The organism is Photobacterium sanguinicancri, assembly GCF_002265265.1.
Lineage (GTDB): Bacteria > Pseudomonadota > Gammaproteobacteria > Enterobacterales > Vibrionaceae > Photobacterium > Photobacterium sanguinicancri.
In genome coordinates this window covers 1-6819 of record NZ_NOIF01000224.1, presented here as the reverse complement: position 1 = coordinate 6819, position 6819 = coordinate 1, and the positions used below count along the sequence as shown (strand labels likewise).

General features: G+C 42.9%; 3 protein-coding genes. 1 reads left to right on the top strand and 2 read right to left on the bottom strand.

Features of this window, described 5'->3' with window-relative positions:
* The first annotated feature begins 342 nt into the window (after positions 1-342).
* Positions 343-1386 (top strand): GMP reductase, encoded by a 1044-nt coding sequence (locus tag ASV53_RS21650; protein ID WP_094958636.1) that lies wholly within the window; start codon positions 343-345, stop codon positions 1384-1386.
* 752 nt (positions 1387-2138) lie between these two features.
* Here the strand turns inward: ASV53_RS21650 and ASV53_RS21645 are convergent.
* A complete protein-coding gene (locus tag ASV53_RS21645) occupies positions 2139-4793 on the bottom strand; it encodes an alpha-amylase family glycosyl hydrolase (protein ID WP_094958635.1) in 2655 nt (884 codons plus the stop codon).
* Positions 4794-4952: 159 nt separating this feature from the next.
* Complete coding sequence (locus ASV53_RS21640; protein WP_189337937.1) at positions 4953-6434, bottom strand: helix-turn-helix transcriptional regulator; 1482 nt, start codon at positions 6432-6434, stop codon at positions 4953-4955.
* Positions 6435-6819: the final 385 nt, after the last annotated feature.

Sequence of the window (6819 nt, the reverse complement as noted above, 5' to 3'; positions counted from 1 at the left end):
CTATTCGTCGGCAGCGTCAGATGTGTTTATGAGACAGCTTATATACAGGGATTATGCAAGAATTTGGTAAGAATGGAAGGCGATAAGCGAATATTTCGCTTATTTTGACAATAGCGAGATGCCAAAAAAGAGGATTTATCGAGATTTAATCTTTGTAAAGGTATCACAAAAAAAACACAATTATCAGGCTTGTTAATAATTTTTATCGCCCTATAATGCTGAAAACCGGAGCGTCTGCCAACGCTCCGGTTTTTTTGTGCCTGCTCGTCTGATGTCTATCTGTTGTCTGCCAACAGCAGAAAGATTGAGAGCAAAATTCGATTTACATTTAAGGAAATTACCATGCGTATCGAACAAGACTTGAAGTTAGGTTTCAAAGATGTACTGTTTCGTCCAAAACGTTCTACCTTGAAAAGCCGTTCTCAAGTTGAATTAACCCGCGATTTTACATTCAAGCATAGCGGTCGTCAATGGTCAGGCGTGCCAATTATTGCTGCTAACATGGATTCAGTGGGTAGCTTTGAAATGGCGGCATCACTTGCGAAGCATAATGTAATGACTGCTATCCATAAGCATTACACAGTTGAAGACTGGGCTGGCTTTGTGAAAAACAACGATGCATCAGTACTTAACAACGCAATGGTTTCTACTGGTACGTCAGATAACGACTTCCAAAAAACCAAAGACATCATGGCCCTTTCAGATGACCTTATCTTCATCTGTATTGATATCGCTAACGGTTACTCTGAGCATTTAGTTGAGTACGTACAACGCGTACGTGCTGAATTCCCAGACAAAGTAATCAGTGCAGGTAACGTTGTTACTGGCGACATGGTTGAAGAACTTATCCTAGCGGGTGCCGACATTGTTAAAGTGGGTATCGGCCCAGGTTCTGTATGTACGACACGCGTTAAAACAGGTGTGGGTTACCCTCAGCTTTCAGCAATCATTGAATGTGCAGATGCTGCACACGGCCTTGGTGGTCGTATTATTGGTGACGGCGGCTGTTCATGTGCAGGTGATGTATCTAAAGCATTCGGCGGCGGTGCAGACTTCGTAATGCTTGGCGGTATGCTAGCAGGCCACGAAGAAAGTAACGGTGAAATCATCGAGCAAGATGGCAAAACCTTCATGAAATTCTACGGCATGTCTTCACAGTCAGCGATGGACAAGCACTCAGGCGGCGTTGCGAAATACCGCGCAGCTGAAGGTAAAACCGTACTATTGCCTTACCGTGGCCCAGTAGAAACAACTATCCAAGACATCATGGGTGGCGTGCGTTCTACTTGTACTTACGTAGGTGCAGCGCAGCTTAAAGAACTAACAAAACGCGCAACCTTTATCCGCGTTCAAGAACAAGAAAACAACGTGTTCGGTAAAGAGTAAGCACTCGTACTGCATGTAACAAACAAATACTATCAGGCCGCTTATTAGCGGCCTTTTTTGTATCTCTCATTATAGTTCAGATCCATTTCATCTGCTCTTCGCTATCAAGTTCACCAAGGCTTAGCTTAGTCACCGACGAGTAAACAAGCTTGCTGGCTGATCTGGCTTTAAATTACCCTCAATGCATGCTTCACTTTTTCCTTTATTGACCACTTGGTTGTTCATAATGTTAAGACTTTCTGATTGCAACTAAGAACAGATAAATAATCATGACAGAGAAAGATAAAAGACGAATAGAGCTACTTCGATACCGTATTGCATTACTTAATATACGCAAAGAGAAATATGTCATTGGCTGTTCGCGCTACTGTTTTGCAGCCAAAAGAACAGAGAACAGTACAGCTAATTTAGCAATACTAAGGGCTTAGATGTAGCAAGGTTCAGCCCCATTCCGCGTTAGATCTGAAACTCATCTATACCCTGTTAATGTCTATTAGCCATATGTGAACTAATGAATTGAGAAAAACTCAAGACCGCTTTCAACGCAATAGATTTTGTTTTTACTCAATTCGCACACTTATCCCCCACACTGTATCGAGTGCAATCAAAATAGGTAAGTACAGTCGAATACTTGAGCAAAGTGCAATTTTTAGAGAGACGAGAAGCCCCCCTGCGTCAAGATAGTTTGTTAAGTCCTCTGCTGAGGCAGCAGAGGACTCATACCTTAACGATTTACATTATGAGTGATTTTTTTACTCACTTAAAATGATGACGGGGAGGTTATCCCAAATCTTGGGTTCTGATGTATCGTTACCGGTGAAATTCCACGGTCCTTTTTGGGTGTCTAACGGACGGTAGACAGCCGATAATCCGTCGATATCCCATGTTGTGACATAAATGCTGATACCGTCAAGCGAATTGGGGCGGCCAAGTGCATCACTAGCAAAATCAAGATAAATCGCTTTGTTAGCTTTATCTACAGTGACAACGGGGGCGGGTGATACGGTTTCTCCCCATGTTTGTGAATCTGCGCCTGTTGAGCTGTAGATTGAGCTTTGCCAGCCAAATATCACCGCATTTCGATTCCAAGTGCCAGAAGGCATTTCTGCATTGAGCTTCGGCAATGCCGTTAAGCCAGTCTTACTTTCATTGGGCAACCCAATAAAGACTGAAAAACCGACATGGTCAAAGCCGTTGGGTGGTAACCAGCTGTTGGTGACGTTATTCATGGTCATTTTTAAGCGTACGTTACTGCCCACGGTATAGATCTCGGCTTTTTCAATCGAGAGCTGATTCTTATCTTTATCAAAAGAGGGATCGGTAGGTAGAGAATAGGAGCCGTATAGTCCGCCACTACCATCTTGAGCATCACCTGTATCATCAATGATTTTCTCGGGTGTTTCCGCCCATGAAAGATCGGAAGTGAATGCAATATCTTTAGTGCCTGCTTTATCTTCAGGGTAGTAAATCGCAAAGCGATGTTGTTGTTCACCGATGGCAAAATGACGGATCGAAATGGTGGTTTTCCAGTCTCCGTTAGCATCAACAGGTATGTCTTTTGCTACGTCTAAATTACCATCTACGACCATTTTTAATGTCACATTGGGTGTTGCTGTCCCGGTTATTTCAGTATCTTGGGTGATGACCGCGTTATCCCAATTTCCCTCTAATTCGACTTTTGTATCCGGGGTATCGATATTGCCTGTTTGGGATGTTTTAAAGTAAATCACCGCAGATTTTGGAGCCAGTTCGAGGGTGACTTGACCGTGACTATTGGTTGTCAGTATTTCTGGTGCGCCTTGCCAGTTGGATTGAATCTGTCGTTCAAAAACCGTTCCTGCATCTTGCTCTAAATCTAACTGGTTTAACAGCATAGGAGACGACGAGGTATTCAAGACAACGAACACTTCTTCATCATTTAAACGACGAGTGAAACTGAATATACCAGCTCCTGCTTTATCACTGGCGATGACTTTCAATTCACCTCGTGTAAGCACTTTGTTTTCTGTACGAAGCTGGGCCAATGATTGAATAAATCGGTACATCTCGTTGCTTGAATCGAAAGAATCGACAAGTTGACCGTCAGTGCGATAGCCGCCGTTAAACATACTATCGCGGCTATTGATGATAGCTTGCTCAGTACCCTGATAAATAACCGGAATGCCGGGCACTGTCATCATGGTAAGCAAGGCTTGCTGCATATCTTCTGGGCTAGCCTGAGACAAAAAGCGAGGCATATCATGGTTATCGATAAAGTTCGGCATGATGTAAGGGTTAGGGAACATTTCCATCATACGTTCTAGGCGAAAGCGTAAATAATCCGTCGGTTGGCCTGATGCAAAAACACGGGTCATGGTGGTTTGGAGCGGAAAGTTTAATACTGAGGTTAACTGTGCCGGAGAGCCATTTTCACCAATATAGGTGAGCATTTTTTCCTCCCCTTCTGTCTTGTACGGCGTCGATGCCTCAAAGACTTCACCGAAGGTTAGGAAATTTTCACGTCCTGTTTCTTTTGCCTGTGATAGTACGCCGTCTTGACTGTGAAAGAAATCGTTCCAGAAATCGTGTTCAACAAACTTTGCGGTATCTACCCGGTATGCATCAACACCGACGTCTTTAATCCATTTACGGTAGCTCGCTTTGAGGTACTTTCTAACTTCTGGATCAGAAGTATTGAGATCATCCAAATCGGAGAGTTGCCATGTTTTTTCTTGTGTCGGATTATTGTGATCGGTAATGCTTGGTGTCCAATGGTAGCTACCTGTGCCGTCGTCTTTGCACTGGTTCTGATTCAGAGGATATGGTAGGGATTGATTAGGTGCCAATGCATTTTCAATTAGACGGAAACCGGTACAAGGGTTTAAAGCGTCATAATCGTACGGGTTATCGTAAGTGAAAAAGTTACCAACATGATTCGTCACAATGTCTTGGATGAGGAACATATTTCGGCTGTGTATTTCACGAGAAAGTGCTTGGTAATCTTCTAAATCCCCGAAATGCCCATCCACTTTCTGAAAATCACGCGCCCAGTAGCCATGATAACCACCGTAATTCTGTTCTGAATCCCACCATTGGTTTGCCACAGGCGGAGTGATCCATACAGATGTTGCTCCTAAATTTTGGATGTAACTAAGCTGATCGGTAACGCCTTGTAGATCACCGCCGCTGAATTTTTTGTCCGATGTCGGATCGTATTCATTTTGGCCTTGGTCATTATTCTGGCTATTTCCATCGCTAAATCGATCGATCATGAGAAAGTAGATGATTTGGTCTTGCCAGTCAGGTGATGCCACCTGATTATCAACTGGCGCCACAGTGTTGTCATCTATTTCGATGGCATTATTGTCTGAATTACAGCCTGTTAAGGCTAACGCTATCGATAAAGTTAAAAACTTTATTTTATTCATTGTGTTAGGTGTTTTCAGTCTCACGTTATAATCCCCTGCCTACAAAACTGTGTGAACAATAACGGGAATTCAACGCGATGAGAGTGTCACTCTACGCCATTATATTGGTTGTGGTGTGTCAGTTGGTGCTAAATATGAGCCTGTTATCATTTTCGCTGGCTATGAAAGTGGCGAAAGAAATAGATAGTCGTGTTGATAGTTATCACATCGCTGGTGTTCACCTTGCTGAGAAATCAATTCAAAATGACATTTTTTAGGTCGTTCAGTTAGATACGTTGATAGAGACCAAGATGAAAATTGACGGTTTTGGTTTGTTTTTGTCATAGCCCAACGGTTATTTTCTTGACCATCAATATGACAATGAATGATTTCAGTATCAGGCAGGCGGCATGCAAGCTCTATAACAACACGAACGCCTTCCATTTCGGGGACGACGACAAGGGTAGGTACGACAACAATAGGATGGCCTAATAGAATCGGTTCGTTGACGACATAGTTGTGTTGAAGGTTATCATCGATGAATTGATTGCCATCGACTTCGTAGCATAAGCGAAAGCGTAATGGATTAGCGACAGGTAGGTTTGCGGTTGACCAAAGCTCAATACCATCAGCCAGGAAGTAATCGAAAAAGGCGGGATAGCGGCGCCATACACCGTCTCTGTCTTCACACTCAACCGCCACTTTTTTTTCAAACGCTATATTATTGACCTCAATCCATACTCTGCCACTTTGACCTTGTTTGGCGGCACTTGATTCTATAACGGCAGTGGCGTAATGCAGCCTGATGGGGTTTTCTTGTTGAACGGTTCGATTGGTTCGATTGGTTCGGCATTGTTCACGGTACATTTGAGGGGAAAATGGATACCACTTTCGAAATGCGCGGTGAAAGTTTGAAGGATCATCATAACCTAGCTGATTAGCTATGTTGGATACGCTCAATTGTGTATCGGCCAGTAGACGTAAAGCGGTGGCTTTTTTTTCATCATCAACAAGTGTGGTGAAGTTGATTTGTTTTTCTTGTAGGCGCCGTTGCAGTGTTCTGGCTGATAGCCCTAGATAAACCGCTAAATCGGATAAACGTAAAGGTGAACTAATGTTGTCATGGATACGTTTTTTTAATCGAGAGACCAGATCTTCTTTTTCAATACGGACGTGCTGTAGCAGTAAAAAAAACTGCTTAGCGAGAGAAAATAACTTGGCATCGGGTGTTGCGCTAACCTGAATTTCTTGATGGTCAAAATGCAGTTGTAGCGACTTTCCGTATTCATTACGAATTAAATAGTTGCGTTGACTAGGGGTTTGCAGCCAAGTATGCGTTAAGTGAGTAAATGAAGAAACGTGCTCGAGTAAATCTTGGGTCAGGTAGTGCACCCACAAAGGCAATTCAGTATTTGTTCGTGATTTAAAATGTAGCGATAGGCTGTCATAGCGAGATGCAGGTTCAACATAGATTGAACGATCGTACAATGACACCGATTTGCTCCACCAAAGTAATCCATCTTTGATTGTTGGGGCTGTTAACAGCAATAGATGTTGTAAGGAAAGTAATTCCTCGATGTGCCAATGATCATGACCAATTCGAAAATAGGAACTGCCTACTGCTTGAGAAAGCATTACGGAGAAAGGTTTTTGGGCGTTCACGATTTTTCCATTGTCAGGATAACATGCGCGTATTTTAGCGGAACCGTTACTATGAAGCATGGTTTTGTTTCAACGCTAAAGCTACGCGTTTTTTTGATACGGTTAGGCGACTCAGTAGTTATTGGACATTCCGAGGTGAGTAAAGCGATTTAAAACAGAACAACCGAGTAACATTTCCTTTGACTAATATGGCACGAGGTTGCTAAGGAGGGGGCTATATCACTCGTTTGGCTAATAGTTTCCAAAGACAACTATCCTTGCGATATTTTTCCTAATGTCAAAGTATAGTTCAGATCCATTTCATCTGTTCTTCGCTATCAAGTTCACCAAGGCTTAGCTTAGTCACCGACGAGTAAACAAGCTTGCTGGCTGATCTGGCTTTAAA